Genomic DNA, 17,983 nt, shown 5'->3' with positions numbered 1-17,983 from the left:
TTAAAAAAGATTTAAAACACGACATATAAAACTTAGATAAATGATTAATGAATTGGGCAAAAACTAAAATATTATAAATAAGATATATATATCAGCATCCTAATATTCTGTCTAATAGAAAAAATAACGAATATTTATCGCCGATTTTAAAATATTACTATTACCGGTTTTTAGAGAATTTAGTTTTACAGGAGGTTTACTTCTTTGTCTTCTATAGAACCAAGCAATTTTCCCCAAATTTCCCATGATTTTAATAGAATCTTTAATTGATAATTTAGAACCATTAGCGTGAATCCATCTTTTCAAAGGCTGCTCACAAAGTATTTGTTTTGCTTTTCTTAAGCCAAAGTGAAGTGTAATTCTTCTAAAAATTTCCACATCGAAAACCCATCGCGTTATAAATTTTTTACCAAATGATATTTCAATAACATCTTTACTAAAAACTTTAGCACCACATTGAGTGTCTTTAAAACTCATCTTTAAAATCTTTCTAATAAAAAAATTAAATGTTAAGCTAATTATATTTCTAGCAGCATCTTTACTGATATTCGCACCCATTCTATTAATTCTCGAACCACTAACTATTTTATAATTAAATTTCTCTATAGTGGAAACTAAATTATCAAAATCTGTTAAGTCTGTAGACAAATCAGCATCTAAAAACCCTATATAATCCAACCCCTTTTGCTTAGCCATATATAACATTCCTTGCCTTACGGCTTCTGCTTTACCTCCATTTTTTTCGCAATTATAGACCGTAATAAAATCTTTTCTGCCTTTTGTTAAATCCTTTAGGACCCTCAACGTTTTGTCTTTACTGCCATCATTTACAAAACACAAATGATAGCCAGAATTTTTAACTATAAAATCTGTAAACTTTTTACTTAGCAATCTTTTCTCTTCATTATAACAAGGTATTACGACTCCAACACATCTTTGTTGAATTATTATATCCTTAGGTAAAATTACTTTATTGGGGGTTTCTGGAACTCCAATTAATCTTTTTACTCTAGCACAAACCTCTACCAAGCTTAATGGCTTTTTGAGATAATCATTAATACCTAAATTAAAACCTTCTGTAATCATATCATCACCCGTATTACCGGATAGAATCATAATTGCTGTATCTGATTTTTTAATATTTCTTATATGTTTTACGACTTCAATTCCAGAAACTAAAGGCATATTTATATCTATAATCACTAAATCTGGATGATACGATTCATATAATTCGATTCCTCTAAGTGAGTTTGTTTCTGTAAGAATTTCGTAGCCTAATTCTTTTAATCTATTTTCTAAAGGAATTAGAACTAATTTTTGGTCATCGATAGCTAAGATTTTCATGTTTAACGTCTTTTCATTTAAAAAAGATAGTTTTACTTTAGAAGAAAAACGGCGGTAAACCACTAAAGATACTTCTGTGAAGACCAATAGAAGTTTACTAAGGTCTAATAACATTTTAAGTGTCATTTATAAAATTTATATTTATAGTATTGGAAAAGAGCCCTTTATCACATGAAAGCAACTTCTCATAAACTTTTAATTTCTGCTATACTTTTAGGACTTGCTTTTCATGGAAGCGCTCTCTTTTTTACATTAGAAATGACCTATGATGCTTTAGTACATCTATTTTTCGCAGACCACTATGCTAATAATTGGTTTGAACCCTGGAATTATAAATGGTATACTGGTTTTAGTGTAATGAGCTACCCTCCTTTGGTGCATCAATCTATTGCAGCTTTATCTTTAATTGGCGGTTTAAAATTTGGTCTTTTTACTGTTGCAATTAGTAGTGTCATTCTATTTATAACAGGTGTTTATCGTTTTTCTTTATTAATGACATCTAATACAACTGTTGCAGGTTATGCAGCCTTATTGGCTGTTTTCTCCTCTTCTTTTGTAGAAACTCTCCATGTTTTTGGGCAATTACCAAGTATTATAGGGATTTCTGTTTTAATGCATGCAATGCCACCTATATACACTTGGTTAAAAACAGGCAAGTATGCGTTTCTTTTTATATCGCTATCCTTAATCGCTGTAACTGTAACATCTCATCATGTTACACCAATTTTCGGAATGATCTTTTTTATCTTCCCCTTAATTGGAATGGTAATCATAGATATTTCTCGTGAACATGTAAACTCTTATAAAGAAGTTACTTTTAAGCTATTCATTAAAAATTTTGGAAAGCAGTTTAAACGAAACATAAGTTTTGGTTTACTTTCGCTCTGTATTATTATTGGTTGTCTTTTACCTTATTGGATTAATTCTAAAAACAACCCGATTACACAAATTCCCATTCCTCATGGTTCTCGCGATAACTTTTTAGAAATTACATCTTCTGGTCTAGTGTTTTTTTTAATTCCTTGGGGTATTTTATTATTCCTTTTACCGTACTTTTTTTATAGATATTTCAGCAAACGATATTTATTTTTTGGGCTTTCTTTTACTGCGTTGATAATTTTAGGAATTGGAGGCACTACACCAATTCCGAAAATAATTTTAGGAGAAAATGCATTTAATATTCTAACCCTAGACAGATTTACTTTTTGGGCCTCTATTATGGTTTTACCCTTATTTGGCGAGTTTATATACCGATTTGTAGAAGGTGATTTAAAAGCGCTAATTAAGCAAAAATTCGGTTCAGTATATCACCGCCTAATTGGTGTGTTATTAGCTAGCTTTTTTTTATTTACGACCATTTTCACAATAAATTTAAGCTATTTCAGACCTTTTCAAGTACAGAAGATTAAGATGCTACCTATTGCTAATTTCTTAAACCAAGATCAGCACGATCAATGGAGGTATTTAACTTTAGGTTTTGGAGATCAAATGGCTTGGTTATCTACACAAACTAATGCCTTAACTGTAGATGGAAATTATCATTCTGCAAGACGTTTACCTGAATTAACAACGCGAGCCGTAGAACGTTTAGAAAACTCAAAATTTAAAGGAGTTGAAGGAATTGGTTCTTTACAACAGTTTTTAACAACTCCTGAAAAGTACCGTTTAAAATATATATTTTCAAATGATAAATTCTATGATCCTATTTTGTATTTCTGTGGATGGCAGCGTTTACAGCGATTAGAAAACGGTATTATGGTTTGGGAAAAATTAAATGTCCCTCCCCTTTCTTCTATTTTGCCTAAAGTAGATGTTGCTAGTTGGCAAAAAATAATTTGGGGAATTATTCCTCTTGTAACACTTATTTTAGCATTTGTACTAAACCTTCGATTTCTTTTTATACCTCGTTTAAAAACAGATATTATGGGAGTCCCTGAATACTTAAAATTTAAAAATAAATATACTGTTTTCTCTAAAAACCTTTTAAAAACGACACACCTTTGGTCATTTCTATTGTGTTTGGTTTTATGTTTTGGTTTGTATTTATTCTATCTAAAAAATGATTCACAGAGAACGCCAGAAAATGTTATAAAGGCTTATTATGACGCGATAGATTTTAAAGAATTTGAGAAAAGTCATCAATTGATAGACCCAAAAAGTAATATATCATTTTCTCAATTTAAGTTAGAAATTGCAGTTTCTGACGGCCTATTAAGTTCATACGCCAAACTAGATGCTTTAAAGACTGAAATTAATAAAAAAACAGACAGTTTAGTAATTTTAAAAGTAGACACAGACTGGATTACTCCGCTTGAAAAAATCAATAAAACTGAGTATAAAACCTTAGTTAATAGGAAAGGAAAATGGTATTTGCAACCAGAAAAAATAGACTTTGACCTACCTCCAAATCAACTATACTCTAATAATGTAACTGGATTTTTCAATCAAGGAAGAAGAAGAATCACTACGGAACAAACGCATCATGAAGATGTTTTAAAACAACCTGTTTTAGAAATTCTCAATGCTAAATTGGTGAAGTTTAATAATCACTACGCCATTATTGGAGAGGTACAGAACATAGATAACGTTCCTTCAGATATCGTTTTAAAAGGTACTTTGTATAATGATGAAAGTAAAGAACTAGCTACCTACAATGCTAAATACCACGTAAAGCATAAGTTGATGCCAAAAGAAATTAGTTCTTTTCGAATTAATTTTGAAGGAATTGCTTGGTCTAAAGTACAAGATTCTATTCCTCAAGTATTCAATCCTGATGAGTTTACACCCGTTGAATTAGAAGAGCAACCAACTAAATTTAATTTACAAGCAGAAGGAAATGTATCAAATTCAGACTTGTATAAAAGTGTTGTTTTAAGTGATGTTCAAATCAATTCTAAAACCATAAAGGGAACACTATTTAATAGCGGTTTGCAGGAAATTACAATTCCTCAGTTATTAATCACTTATTATAATAAAGATAAAAAACTAGTTTGGGTAAATCATATGTTTCTGAAAAACGGAATAAAACAACAGCGTAAACAATACTTTGAATATAATTTCGCAGAAAACAAGCAACTAATTATTATTAATGAAGATATGAAAGATTGTTATGTAAATGGATTATCAAATACAGCTATTTCTGACAAAATAATTCCAAATAGAATATTTAGGCATACACGTAATGAACTACAAAAAGTAGTGCATCCACTTTATAAGTATGTAAAAATTGAAATGAATAATTATATAGCAAATCCAAAATAATGAAATCGAAAAATAGTCTGTTTTTTCTTTTTAGTTGGCTCGTAATACATTCAATTACAGCTCAACATTCTTTGACGCTATTAACTCAAGAAAAACAATTTGTTGCAGGAAGTGTTATACTTTTAGAATTTAAAGCTGACCATACTAAAGATTATCAACTGTACTGTACAAATAGTTATGGAAGTACTTTGATTACTTCTGAAATAAAGAATAACAAAATAATTTTCAAAATCCCAGGTCATATTAGTAATAAAAAAGGCATCTTAACATGGAAAGTTATAAATACTGACCCTCCCTTTTCAGGTAAAGTTCAAATTATTTCTAAAGAACGTCCTACTTCCCTAGAAACCTATTTAGGACCTCCAAGTATAGAAGCTGGTAATACTGATTTCACAATGTTGGTGGTTATACCTACAGATGATTTGGATAACCCTTTAAAGCAAAATACTGAAGTTGTTATAAAACATCAATTTTTAGCAATGGAAAAAAAAGAAATTGTTTTTACTAATAATTTAATTGCACATCAAAATATATTTTCTCCGTTAAAAATTGGAAGAATGATACTTTCTTCAGCTTCTTTAGGTTTAAACTCTAAAGAATATGATGTGAATATCCTACCTGCAATTGGAATAAATTTTAATATTTTTTCAAAAAGAAATCATGAATATGCAGATGGAAATCAAATAACAACCTTCTATACCTCTATTATAAAAGACAAAAACAGTAATGTGGTTAGTGATGGGACTTTTGTTGATTTTTTCATCACTAATAAAAAAGGAAATATTTTAAAAACTTCTGGAACAACAATAAATGGTATTGCATATGCAAAAATGATTCATCCAGAATGGGAAGAAAATTGGATAATAAAAGGATATATAATCGGTATTTCTGAAAGTAATAGTTTAGAAATCAACTATAAACAGGTAATTGAAAAGTTTGACATTATTTTTTCTAGTAACAATAGAACCCTTACAATTGGGCCATTAATAAGCTTTATGAATCAGATGATTCCTGATGGATTGCAAGTAAAATTATCTATTTATAAAGAAGGCGAATTATTGAATGACGTTATTGAAAACTCTAAAGATGGTTTTGTGGTTTTTAATCTAAATTCGAATATTTATGAAAATGGTAATTATGTTTTAAAAGTTACTACAGCTGGAATTACTAAAACATTTCGAACTATAAAATTATGGTAAAAACAAATAAAATTATTTTAAGAACTACTTTAGTTTTATCATATTTATTGATAACATCCATAATACTATTCTTAATAAGTTCTCTATTTAGTTATTTTAATACAGGTGCAGACAGAAGTGAAATATTACATACCAAGGTTGAAAGATCAGATTTATACCTTCCAAAAATCAGTTGGAAAAATGATGGTAATGAAGGTAGGTTTATAAACAATCAAACTTTACAAGACGTAGAAAATGATTATTTAGACGCTTGGTACGTGAAACATATTGCTAACAAAGTCAATATTACAAGTGGCCTTGATGACTACTACACTAAAAATGCAAGAGAGAATCTTTTTAATTTTATTAGACAAAATAAAAATGAAAACATTCATATAGAAGCTACAACCTTAGAACACAATCCAAATATTGAATTCTTTAGTGAAGACGGACAGCTCATTGCTTTAAAAGATGACCATGTTGTTGAATATAAAAAAGTCTTTAAAGATGATATTCTTATGCTAGAGACGACAGAAGTTTCTAGTTATAAAGCAATATTATTATTAGAAGATAATTTTTGGAGAATTAGACATTTGGTAAAAGAGAAAACTTCTGAGCTTAAAAAGGTAGTAACCTCCTCTCCTATAAAGATAGGAATAATGAAAGGTATTAATTATTATCCACAAGCAACACCTTGGAATATGTATGGAGAATCTTTTAATATTAATGTAATTGATGCCGATTTTAAGATTATTGAAGGTGCTGGTTTAAATACCATTAGAATTTTTGTTCCCTATGAAGATTTTGGAAAAGCGTCAGTTAAAGCAGGTAAAATTGATAAATTGAAACAAATATTGGACACCGCTGAAAAAAACAATATAAAAGTAGTTGTTACGCTTTTTGATTTTTATGGAAATTATGATGTAATGGATTGGACGCTTAATCAAAAGCATGCTAGAACAATAGTTTCTGCATTTAAAGACCATGAGGCAATTATTGCTTGGGACATTAAAAATGAGCCCAATTTAGATTTTGATTCTCGCGGAAAAACGACTGTAATAGCTTGGTTAGAACATCTCCTTATTTTAGTGAAATCTATTGATAAAAAACATGCAGTAACTATAGGCTGGTCTAATACAAAAAGTGCTATAATATTAAAAGATCAAGTCGATTTTGTGTCCTTTCATTATTATGAAGATATTGATGATTTTGAAATAGAGTATCAACTATTACAGCAGAAAATACCAAACCGAACTATCGTTTTAGGCGAATTTGGAATTTCTTCTTACGGTGGTTTTTGGAAACCTTTTAATAGTTCTAAAACAAAACAAGCAGCATATTATAAAAAAATACAAAAAGTCTTGACCAAAAATGCAATTCCATTTATGTCATGGACTTTATATGATTTTGACAAGATACCAGAAGATGTTATTGGTAGACTTCCTTGGCGATTTATTCCTCAAAAGAAATTTGGTTTTATTACTAAAAAGGGAGTGAAAAAACCATCCTTTGAGTTTATAGCTAAATAACAGAAATTTTAGAATATGATATACCTATTGCTTCTTTTTGGTTAATAATTAATTGAAACTCCTCTAAATATATATCTGTAATTCGTTCCATAGGAAATGCAGTTGCTGCAATGTAATTTGCTTGTCCAAGTTCTATTCTATAAGATTTATTAGTCACAATAGCTTCAATTGCTCTTGCTAAACTATCTACGCTTTCTGGTTCGAAATACTCACCTCTATACCCTTCATCTTTAATTAAACTTGATAAATCTCCAAGATTTGGCATCACAATAGCTTTACCATAGCTACCGGCTTGATGTAGAACTCCTGAACTTCCTGTAGTTGAAGTATATGGTAAAACAACGACAGCACATTCATTAAATAATGTTTGAACTTCATTTTCCTGAACGTACCCAGTAAAAGTTAATTGCGGAACGTGTTTATAGTTTTCTTGTACATTTGCTAAATAACCAGATACGTTTGGATTATCTGTTCCAGCAATCACAATTTCTAAATCTAAACCTGAAGATTTTCTAACTTTTTCTATAGCTTCAATCATAGACTCTACTTTTTTATAGGTCCCAAACTTTCCAAAAGCCATTATTTTCATAGGTCCATTTGGTAACTTATGTACTGGATTATCTGGAATTTCAAATGTACCGTGTGGAATCATTTTTATAGTATTCTTTTTATATTTCTCTTCCAACGTAGTTACATATTTTTGCATAGTTACTGCTACTAAATCAGCTTTTAAAATTAATTTAGTAAGACTCGTTCCAAAAAAATTACATATTTTTTGTGCTATTTTATTGGAAGTGAAACCTGCACTTTCTAAATCTACTTGTTCTAAAATATTATGTAATAAAACAATTGTTGGAATTTGTTTTAGTTTACAAATTAACGGTAAACTCAATCCTAAGGCAGCTGGTATTTTCTTGTTACCAAATTTCATAAACTGCAGATTAAATAAAACTGCATCTGGCTGAGCTACATTAACTGCTTTGATAACAGTAATAATGTTTGTATAGCTATTAAACTTCCAGCATTCATGTATGGTTATCTTGCATCCACTTTCTGTAAAATGTACGTCTTTACCCTCCGTAGTTACATCCGTTAATAGAATTATTTCTGTAATTTTTTCTTTCTGTCTAAAACTCTTAACCAAATGGTATGCATATTCATTTAACGTTACTTTACTTGGCGGATATGCTGTTACGATGGCTAGTTTCATTTTATCTAAATTTTACTCCAAACTTGAGACTAATAAAAACCTTAAATTTCTTAACCTTGTTGAAACGCAATTATGTGTCGATAAATGGAAGAAGTATTTAGATATTCTTTTGACCTGGTTGTTTAGAGTTCTTAAAAAAGAAGAAGCTTATTTGAACTAATAAAAGCGAAATCATTGCGAAAATTTGCATCTGAACTATTTGGTCTAGGCTTTCATGAAAAAGTATAACAAGAACAACTTGTAGAATTCCAAATAGACAAGATAAGATGACTGGGATATATTTATCTAAGGATAAAAAATAGTATACAAATATATTTGAGACTGCAAAAAGACCTGTAGCTAAACTATATTTCCATAATAACGGTGAAATCATTAAGTATTCATTGCCAAAAAGTAAGGCAATAATTGTGTTTGGAAAAAAAAAACAACTAAAGATAATTACAACTGATAATATTGAAATATAACTTACATATTTTAACAATATATGTACTGTAGGTTTTCCTTCTTTATGCAGTTGAACTACGGTAGGTAATAATAACATGACAAACATCCAAGCTATAAAATATACCACTCTACCAATTAAAGCTAAAGAAGCATATAGACCAGCTTCATATGCTTCAAAATAATGTTTTACTAATAAGATATCACTATTGTTTATGATAATTTGAGTTAGTTCATAGAATGCCGTAATTATAAAAAAATTATAAACCATTTTAGTTTGTAATTTTTTTAATTTGAAAGTATTAGAAAAAGAGATTTTTTTAATTTTAAACGGAATTAAGCCGAATATAAAAGAAAAGAAAATTCCGAAAGCAATTATTAATGATGATTCAATTTCAAGAAAATATAGTAATCCAAAAGTAATTAATAAACGACTAATCATTTCTAATTGATAGGTAACAGATAAAGAAGTAAGTTCTTTTTTTCCTTGAAAAACACCTCTATTAACACTCATTAAAAAATAAAAAGGAATTCCGATACCAAAAACAACAAACATTGATGAAGATGATGTTTTAAAAAAAAAATATAAATCTGAAGAAAACGAAATAATAGTTATTGCTAAAATTAGACCGACAATAAAAGCATTTCTATACGTGTTAGAAATAAAGGCTTTTTGTGGAATGTCTTCAAAAATCACTGAAAATTTTGCTGTAACTAATTGAAAGGTCATGGCTATAAAGGAAAGCACTAGTAAAAATGTAATCATAATAGCAGCATCTGCAAACTTCTCTGGCCCTAAAACTCTACCTAGTAATACATTGTAAAAATAGTTTCCTGCGTTTACCAATAAAGCACTTATCATAAAGATTCGTTCTGGTGATATTTTATGTTTTATCATTTTTAAATCGTTATCATGCTATAGTATCAATACCCAATTTAACTATTAAAGATTACCAGAAATAATTACAAATTCATATACAACTAGAACCTATAACAGAAAACGTTTTATGTTTTAATAAAGCAACTTTCCTAAATACAATTATTGCTTCCAAACCCTCTTTATCGATTTCATCTACATTTTCTATGGCTATTATTACTTTTTGAATGGTTAAAAAATGTGTTCAAAATACATAATAAAAGAGTCAGGTGTTGTGGTGTTTATATTTCCACTTAAACAAAATATTACATATTGTTTTAAGATTCTTAAGCAGAAAATTTTATGTTTTTAATTATTAATACTGACACAAATATCTCCTTATAACTCTCGAAAACAAGGCTATTGTCGATGAAAGACCATTTTGTGAAGTCGAATGATTGAATATTATTACTTAAATTGTAGAGTATGAAAATCAAACACTTAGCGATTTTAGTATTCTTTTTTATCACTGCTTTTATGTATTCTCAAAATATGAAAGAAGGTTTTATGTTTTTAGAAACCAGCAAATACAAACAAGCAGAAAATTTTTTTAAAACTGTTTTAAAGTCATACCCCAGTAATAAAACTGCAAGACTTTGTTACGGAAGGGCTATTGGTTTAAATGGGGATTCTAATAAAGCTTTAACCCTATTTACAAACCTTTTAAATGATTTCCCTAAAGATTTTGAAGTAAAACTAAATTATGCAGAAGCTTTACTTTGGAATAAAAATTATCTACCAGCAGAAGCGTATTATCAAAAATTAATAAAAGAAAATGATAAAAGTTTTCCTGCTCTCTTAGGTTATGCAAATTCGTTATCTAATCTAAAAAAATATGATGATGCTATCGTTTATGTTAATCAAGCGCTGGTTCTTATACCAAGAAACAAAAATGCCTTAATTTCTAAAAAATATATACGTTTAGGCTTAGCAAATGAAAAGGTTAACGCTCAAGAGTACGTTACAGCAGATAGAATATTACAAGAAAATTTAGAAGATTTTAAAAATGATACAGAAACTTTAATAAATTTAGCTAACCTATACTTAGTTTCAAATAAGATAGATAAAGCAAAACAAACTTATGAGGTTATTGGAGAAAATCCTGATAATAAATTAACGTATTTAAATGGCACCTCTTTAATTTATCATTTAGATGGTAAAGATATAGAAGCTTTAAATACTAGTAAAGAAGCAATTATTCTTTTAAGTAAGAGAACTGATTCAACTATAAAAAATCAAACTATAGAAAGATACATACAGGCCTTAATTTGGAATAAGAAATATAGCATAGCTCAAAAAAAAATAAATAATCTGTTTTCTGACAATAAAGATTCTAAAAATTGGATGTTATCCTTAAGAGCAACTCTAAATATTTATAAAAGCGAGTTTGAAAAAAGTGTCACAGATTATAATTTAATATTACAAAAAGATAGTGCGTCTTTTGATGGTAATTTAGGGAAAGCAAATGCCTTAAAAGCACTAGGGTATTATGAAGATGCATATACGTGCGCCGAAAACACATTAAAGTTTTACAAAAACCAAAAAGATGCAGTTTATTTTATAAAAAACTTAAATAAAAATTTTATTCCATTTGTAGACACTAAAGCTTCCTCATCTTTTGATAATGGTAATAATGAAGCCTATTCTTATACAGCGACTTCAGAATTCTCTTTTTCTACAAAACTTAAAGTATTAGGGAGTTATAATTATAGAACTACGACTAATAGTATTAGTGCTATTAAAGCTACTTCTAACAACATTTTAGCGGGTGCCTCCTATCAATTAATTAACAATATTATATTAAAAGGCAGCTTAGGCGTTACATCTTCTAAGGCAGAAACAACAAATTTCAATCAGTTATTAGTTGATGCTTCCATCTTTTTAAAACCTTTTAAACTTCAAAATTTAGAATTAGGTTATAAGAGAGGAGTTGAGAACTTCAATGCAGAGTTGTTAAACAGAGAAATTGTTCAGAATAACTTTTTATTAAATTATAGTCTTAACACCAACTTTAAATTAGGTTGGTTTACTCAATATTATTACACTAGACAGAGTGATAATAATACACGGAACTTACTATTTACTTCTTTGTATTACACTCTTTTAGAAAAACCGGCCTTAAAAGCCGGTATTAATTATCAAAATATATATTTTAAAAATCAAGTCCCAACAATTTACTTCAGTCCAAGTAAATTTAATGCTGTAGAAATATTCTTTAATATTATAAAGGATGAATCGATTTCTAAAGGCAAACAATTATTCTATGATTTAACAGTTGCTACTGGTTATCAATTTATTGAAGAAGAAAAAAAGCAGAGCACTTATCGAATACAAGCAAAATTAGGATATAAATTCTCTGAAAGAAGTTTGCTGAACCTCTATGGAATACAAAGTAATATAGCTTCTACCACTGCTGCAGGTTTTACTTTTACAGAAATTGGTCTACGTTTTAAATGGTATCTTTTACGTAAACCATTCTTCAAAAAAAATATTTAAAACGTTTATAGTCAAGTATTTAAGTAAAAATAACAGGGGATATCCTTTTTTACAGTCTGACTCTTTTTTTTATAAAAAACCAATTTAAAATTAAGCAACAGTATCTCATTGACATCTATGCTACGCCCCATCTATAAAACAGTTTAGAGATATTTATTATGAAGACATTTTTTTCGTGTTATAAATTTAATTTGGCGGCACTTTTCCTATTTTGGTATGTCTTCTTTTTGTAATGTAGGGCTAGCGCTATATGAACTCCTCCCATTAAACCGGACAGTTTAAAAGCAAAGAATTATGGGCGAATAAATGTTTAACGTTAAACAACTATTTGCTTATAAAACAATCAAAGTATTCGGAATCGCAGATTGTATTTGCATTCAAACAGGTAGAGACCGGCACCCGTATCCAAGAGGTCTGCCGGAAGATGGGTATTAGTGAGGCCACCTTTTACAATTGGAAGAAGAAATATGGGGGTCTTGGAATCGCTGAACTACGCAGGTTAAAGAACCTAGAGGATGAGCACTCGCAGCTCAAGAAGCTGGTCGCCGACCTTAGCCTTGACAAGCAGCTCCTTTAGGTCGTGCTGAAAAAAAAGTTCTGAGGCCGTCCCGAAAAAATGGGATGGTCGATAACATCAAGATGGAGTACAATAGCTCCATCCGGCGTTGCTGCAAGCTCGTATTGCTGCATAAGAGTGTTTTCTATTACAAGGCCAAGGGGCGTAGCGATGAAGTGTTGCGCATGCGAATGAGCGAGATAACCTCTGTAAGGGTGCGCAATGGTTTTTGGCGTAATCCATATCCTTTTAAAAAGAGAGGGGTTTATAGACAACCACAAACGCATGTACAGGGGCTATTGCGAGGAGGGGCTGAACCTTCAGCGCAAGGGTCGAAAACGTAACCACCGCCGCACATAGGCAACCTGTTGAGGGCAATGCCTCTAGCTTACATGAGTGTTGGGGCATGGATTTTGTCTGTAACCAGCACTATAACGGCAATCGGTTCAGGGCCTTAACTGTAGTGGATAATGGAAGCGAGTTTATCAGTAAAGTATTGGATAAATGAGCCTATGAGAACAATGACGAACTTGACTTCGCAAGACCTGGAAAGCCTACTGATAATCCGTTTATAGAAAGCTTTAACGATTGGTTCAGAGTTGAATATCTCAATGCGAACTGGTTCTTCTCTTTGGAAGATGTACAGGAAAAGTTCGATATTTAGAGAGAGGCTTACAACAACTTTAAACCGCACAGCTCGTTGGGGGACATGTCCCCCAACGAGTATATCGAAATGAATGAAAATTACTCGGGTTCTCTAGTTATGACCGGTACCTAAATATGAAAGGAGGTCAGAATGACCGTTTTATAAGTGTTACTATTTGTTCTATTTTGTACTTCTAATAATCATCAAGTTATCTTTAAAGTACCTCCTCAACACCTCGTTTTTGAATTTTTTAAAAAAACAGATAGTTCATCAAAAGCCTAAAATTGATTTAAAAACTGATGGTTAAAAAAATCTTCTTTCTCCATAATGGCCGAATATTTAAAATCAAAAAAAATAGTAGAACCATGCCCTTGTTATTTTTTGACTCACACACTTTATAGGGTACTGCCATTAGAAAATAATGATTACTTAATCAGGAAGGTGCCCTCAAATACTTTGTTATTAGCGTCTTTTAAACGATATTTATATATTCCGCTTGTTACCTTTGGAGTAGTATACCAAACACTTTTTGATGCCCTATCTGTACTTATTTTTTGGGTATCTACGACTCTTCCTAATAAGTCATAAACTTGAATAGTAATATTTTTTGATGTTTCTATTAGTCTAATTGTAGTCGTACTTTCAAATGGATTAGGATAATTTATTAGCCTACTTTTATTTTCAACAGAAACATCGCTAAGGCCCATAACACCTTGCGTATTAAATGAGAGGTTATTGATAGCCATATTAAAAGGGGTATCGTTAGCGTCATCGCCTATGATTGAAAACACAACTGTTTTAATGTTAGTTATCTCAACAGAATTACCATGTCCATCCACAAAATCTGCAAAAGAAATATCAAAGTCTTTTTCAGTCATATTTACAGGAATCACATAACGTATTCTATTTTCCCAAATTCTGTCTTCTTCCTGCATAATAATAAGTTCTACTGGCTCAGTATTGGTAATTAAAAAATTGATAAAACTATAATTTATAACACTTAATGTCTGATTTCCTGGCAAAATATGTCTAAATAAATTGATATTTCTTTTTATTTCTCCAGAAATGCTCGGGTTTCTATCTACCTCATAATTTTCATCTGAATAGTTTATATTAGATGTGGTAACATCAAAGAAATTAATAGTTGCGTAATCATCTAGATAATCTAATCCCCAAGGTCCATCGGCTAAATACAATGCATCTTTTTGAGCGTTATTATTTGCTTGTAAAGAGAAACCAATATCGAAAAGAACGCTAGTATCTATAGATAGCACATCATTATAATTACCCAGTAATGGATATGTTCTATTAATAGCATGACGACTAGAGACTTCAGTTTCTGCTATACTTCCATAAAAATTTACAGAAGTTTCTTTTGTTTTGTTAATAATATTTAAATTAATAAATCCATTTGAGTATGCCCCTGACTTCACAAACACATTTGGTGTAACATTTTCTACAGCAGTACTTTTTAGGCTGTTTTCTATTGTATGCTTATCTAAAATATAGTTTGCTATTGAAAACACATGCGAAAAAGAACCTCCCCATATTTGGAAATTTTGATAATTACCTATAGGATATTGATCTATATTCCAAAAACTAAATAATTCATTTGCTATATTATTTAATTTTATTGAGAAGGTTAAGGTATATTCTATTTCACCTGTAGCACGCAGTATTTTTGAACTAATTATTTGATGACCTCTTGTAACAACAGTTCTTACATCTTCTAAGCTAGATCCATTTAATCTATCACAAATCACTTTAGAGTGGTCATAAATTGAATTAGTTGTAGCAGTAGCAAAAACTGCCGAGACTCTGGTGGATCCCTGATAATAATCAACTGAAAAAACTTCATCTGCATTGGTTATTTCTAATAAGTCATCTGGACTAGAAACTTTAGCTATTTCTGTTCCATTCATACCAGTTTCTGGCAAATAATTGATTAAGGATATTTGATTTATTTTTTTGGAGAGGTTTTTTGTAAATTTTTGTTGTGTTTCTAAAGTGTTAAACGTATTCCCTTCTTTTTTTCTATTAAAATTTCTTTTCGCAATTAGGTTGGCTAGAGAACCAGTACTTTCTAACCCAGCTTCATTACCTGATGTTATTCCGTAAGAATTACTTATATCTGCAAAATTATTTGTGCTTATTCCTTCATAAGCACTTGCAGTTACATAAAAAATAGCGTCATTAAAATCGTTATCGCAAGAAATATCGTCTCTTTTAATATCTTCAAAACCTAAAATAATTCTTTCATTGACTGAATCTTCTAGCAACACATTATGATATCTTAAAGTCGCATCACTTTCTGGATTATAATCTGGATTTGAATACAAATTCCATAACCCATCACCAATAGCACCATCAGCTGAACTCCAAGCATCTGCAAGTAGTACCCAACCGATTCCTGTTCCTGCTTCAAAAGTTCCAATTTTAACTTTGTCTCCGACTTCCAATCCACCTCCACTACCCAACTCAGAAACGTTTGGGAAAATAATTGTTATTTCATCTTTTGTTGGCGCTGTAGCCGATTGGTTATTTAAATCATAGGTATAAAACCCTAAAACATTTTTAAATTCAACTCCCTCATTTATAAATGTTACCCATAGGTCTGTATTTCCTTCAATTTTAACATCTGTATCATAGCCAGAAGTAATATACTGTGGGTTATAGTCTGGAACAGGATAATTATCTGGAAGTGAATTACTTATAGCTTCTTGAGTTACTTGTGAAACAATATCTTTTGGATCTTCTAAATAAAGCGGAGTACCATTCGAAGTATATTCACCCAAATAATTATACGTTGGCACAGCTACTGGAATTGTAGCTTCGAAGGAATTTGTTGCTATAGCGCCAACAGTTGCGTACAACCTTCCTTCTATAGCACCGCCTGCCCCTAATGAAACTGCCCCTGGATAAGCTATTGCCGTACCAATCATTGTTGTGTTTGCCCCCAAACCAACAGCACCAACAGCAATCCAAAAAACATTAGCTGACGAAGCCTCGTTTGCTAGAAGAACTGTAGCTCCAGCAACTGAATTAAGTGCTCCAGTAATTTTAAAGATAAACATAGCGTCAGGATCTCCCTGAGCATCTAAAGTAAGCGTTCCTGTAATTGCAACAGCAGCTGCAATACCGTAAACGCCAGGGTAAATAGTCTCCCCATCTACACTACCAAAAATTCCACTATGATCAGTTATTGTTGCTGTTAAACTTTGAAGTTGAAGACAAGCAACTTCTAAATCCGCATAGGCTTGTGCAGTAACTGAATTCGAATTCTCTATAACACCGTTTAAAACTGAAGGCGCTCCAAAACCAGCTATTGCTCCAGCATTTGAACCAACATTACCTGTAATTGTAGAAATCCCTGTATTGGCGACTGCGCCAACACCAGTAAATAACATAAAATCAGCTACGGTACCAAAATCAATATCAATTAATGATGAACTATTACTTTTTAAGTTAAACGGATTTACTAAAAATCCAGAGGTATCCTCTTCATATTCATAAACAGTAGAATTAAATTTATAACTTTCAGCCTGAAAAGAAATCATTGCGGTGGATAAAAAAATAAACAGTAGTTTTTTCATGATATAAATTTTATATCATAAATATACTTGGTAAAATAAATGAAATTATTAATATTCGTCTTTACCACCTTTAACGGTAGACTAAAGGTAAGATATGTTTAGACGAACTGTTAAAGTAAATCTAAACGCTTCATTAATTCTGGACGTTTTGATCTACTTACAGGAATAACATCTTTCTTTATCAAGACGCTATTATCTTCGATATCAATAATTTTTTTAATATTAATGATAAAAGATCTGTGGATTTTTAAGAATAAAGAATCTGGTAATTTCTCTTCTATTTTTTTTAGTGTAGAATGAACCCTATAATTTCCGGTTTCAGTTTTTATTTCAATATAATCGCGTTCTGCTTTTACGAGGTAAATACCTGCCAAATCTATTTTTACAAGACGCCTATCAATATTAACATAAAAATCATTTTCTATTTCCAAACCTAATTTAATATCACTTGAAGTACTTGCATGTATTTGGGCTTTTAGTATCGCTTTTTGGAATCTTAAAAAACCAACAGGTTTCAGTAAATAATCTATGATAAAACCATACTCAAATGCTTCTAAAGCAAATTCTGAATCTGAAGTTGTTAAAATTATTTTTGGTGGATTCTTAATTGTTTTAATAAGGTCCAATCCATTAAAATCTGGCATATGAATATCCAAAAAAATAAGGTCTATCTCGTTTGCATTCAAAAACTTGATTGCTTGCATTGCGTTTGAAAATTCATCAACAACTTTTATAGACTTTATTTTATCACAAAGAGTTCTAATAATAACTCTTGCCATTTGTTCATCATCTACAATAATACATTTCATAAAA

Annotated in this window: 9 protein-coding genes and 1 pseudogene; 5 read left to right on the top strand and 5 right to left on the bottom strand. The window is 30.4% G+C overall.

The annotated features are described in order from the left end of the window. Positions 1-111 precede the first annotated feature (111 nt). Positions 112-1,344 (bottom strand): response regulator, encoded by a 1,233-nt coding sequence (locus tag Q360_RS22400; RefSeq protein ID WP_051554612.1) that lies wholly within the window; start codon positions 1,342-1,344, stop codon positions 112-114. Between the two features lie 171 nt (positions 1,345-1,515). Here Q360_RS22400 and Q360_RS0105775 point away from each other — a divergent pair, with 171 nt between their 5' ends. Genes Q360_RS0105775 through Q360_RS0105765 form a run of 3 tightly spaced genes read left to right on the top strand, consistent with a single transcriptional unit; the run spans position 1,516 to position 7,312 of the window. Then, positions 1,516-4,605: a membrane protein gene (locus Q360_RS0105775; RefSeq protein WP_027076252.1), complete on the top strand. Its 3,090-nt coding sequence runs from the start codon at positions 1,516-1,518 to the stop codon at positions 4,603-4,605. Then, positions 4,605-5,804 carry a hypothetical protein gene (locus Q360_RS0105770; protein ID WP_027076251.1) on the top strand — a complete coding sequence of 400 codons (1,200 nt, stop codon included), beginning with the start codon at positions 4,605-4,607 and terminating at the stop codon, positions 5,802-5,804. The genes Q360_RS0105775 and Q360_RS0105770 overlap by 1 nt, the downstream gene beginning before the upstream one ends. After that, entirely contained in the window at positions 5,798-7,312 is a 1,515-nt protein-coding gene (locus Q360_RS0105765; protein WP_027076250.1) for a glycoside hydrolase 5 family protein, read from the top strand. Before Q360_RS0105770 ends, Q360_RS0105765 begins: the two co-directional genes overlap by 7 nt. On the opposite strand, the gene Q360_RS0105760 is transcribed toward Q360_RS0105765, so the two are convergent. Together Q360_RS0105760 and Q360_RS0105755 are read right to left on the bottom strand one after the other, a co-directional pair. Beyond that, positions 7,305-8,522, bottom strand: a complete 1,218-nt coding sequence (locus Q360_RS0105760) for a glycosyltransferase (protein WP_027076249.1) — start codon at positions 8,520-8,522, stop codon at positions 7,305-7,307. The two genes, Q360_RS0105765 and Q360_RS0105760, sit on opposite strands and share 8 nt — an antisense overlap. 97 nt (positions 8,523-8,619) lie before the next feature. After that, positions 8,620-9,861, bottom strand: coding sequence for an oligosaccharide flippase family protein (locus tag Q360_RS0105755; protein WP_027076248.1), 1,242 nt, complete (start codon positions 9,859-9,861; stop codon positions 8,620-8,622). A 444-nt stretch (positions 9,862-10,305) separates the two neighbouring features. Here Q360_RS0105755 and Q360_RS0105750 point away from each other — a divergent pair, with 444 nt between their 5' ends. Further along, entirely contained in the window at positions 10,306-12,375 is a 2,070-nt protein-coding gene (locus Q360_RS0105750; protein ID WP_027076247.1) for a tetratricopeptide repeat protein, read from the top strand. 334 nt (positions 12,376-12,709) lie between these two features. Beyond that, positions 12,710-13,709 (top strand): annotated as a pseudogene (locus tag Q360_RS25650) (transposase). A 293-nt stretch (positions 13,710-14,002) separates the two neighbouring features. Here Q360_RS25650 and Q360_RS22395 read toward each other — a convergent pair. Continuing rightward, a complete protein-coding gene (locus tag Q360_RS22395) occupies positions 14,003-17,170 on the bottom strand; it encodes an ice-binding family protein (RefSeq protein WP_027076244.1) in 3,168 nt (1,055 codons plus the stop codon). Between the two features lie 110 nt (positions 17,171-17,280). Continuing rightward, a complete protein-coding gene (locus Q360_RS0105730; protein ID WP_027076243.1) occupies positions 17,281-17,979 on the bottom strand; it encodes a LytR/AlgR family response regulator transcription factor in 699 nt (232 codons plus the stop codon). Positions 17,980-17,983 lie beyond the last annotated feature (4 nt).

The sequence above is a fragment of the Maribacter antarcticus DSM 21422 genome (assembly GCF_000621125.1).
GTDB lineage: Bacteria > Bacteroidota > Bacteroidia > Flavobacteriales > Flavobacteriaceae > Maribacter > Maribacter antarcticus.
Note: the sequence above shows the minus strand (reverse complement) of the source record. Positions and strands in the feature narration are given on the sequence as shown.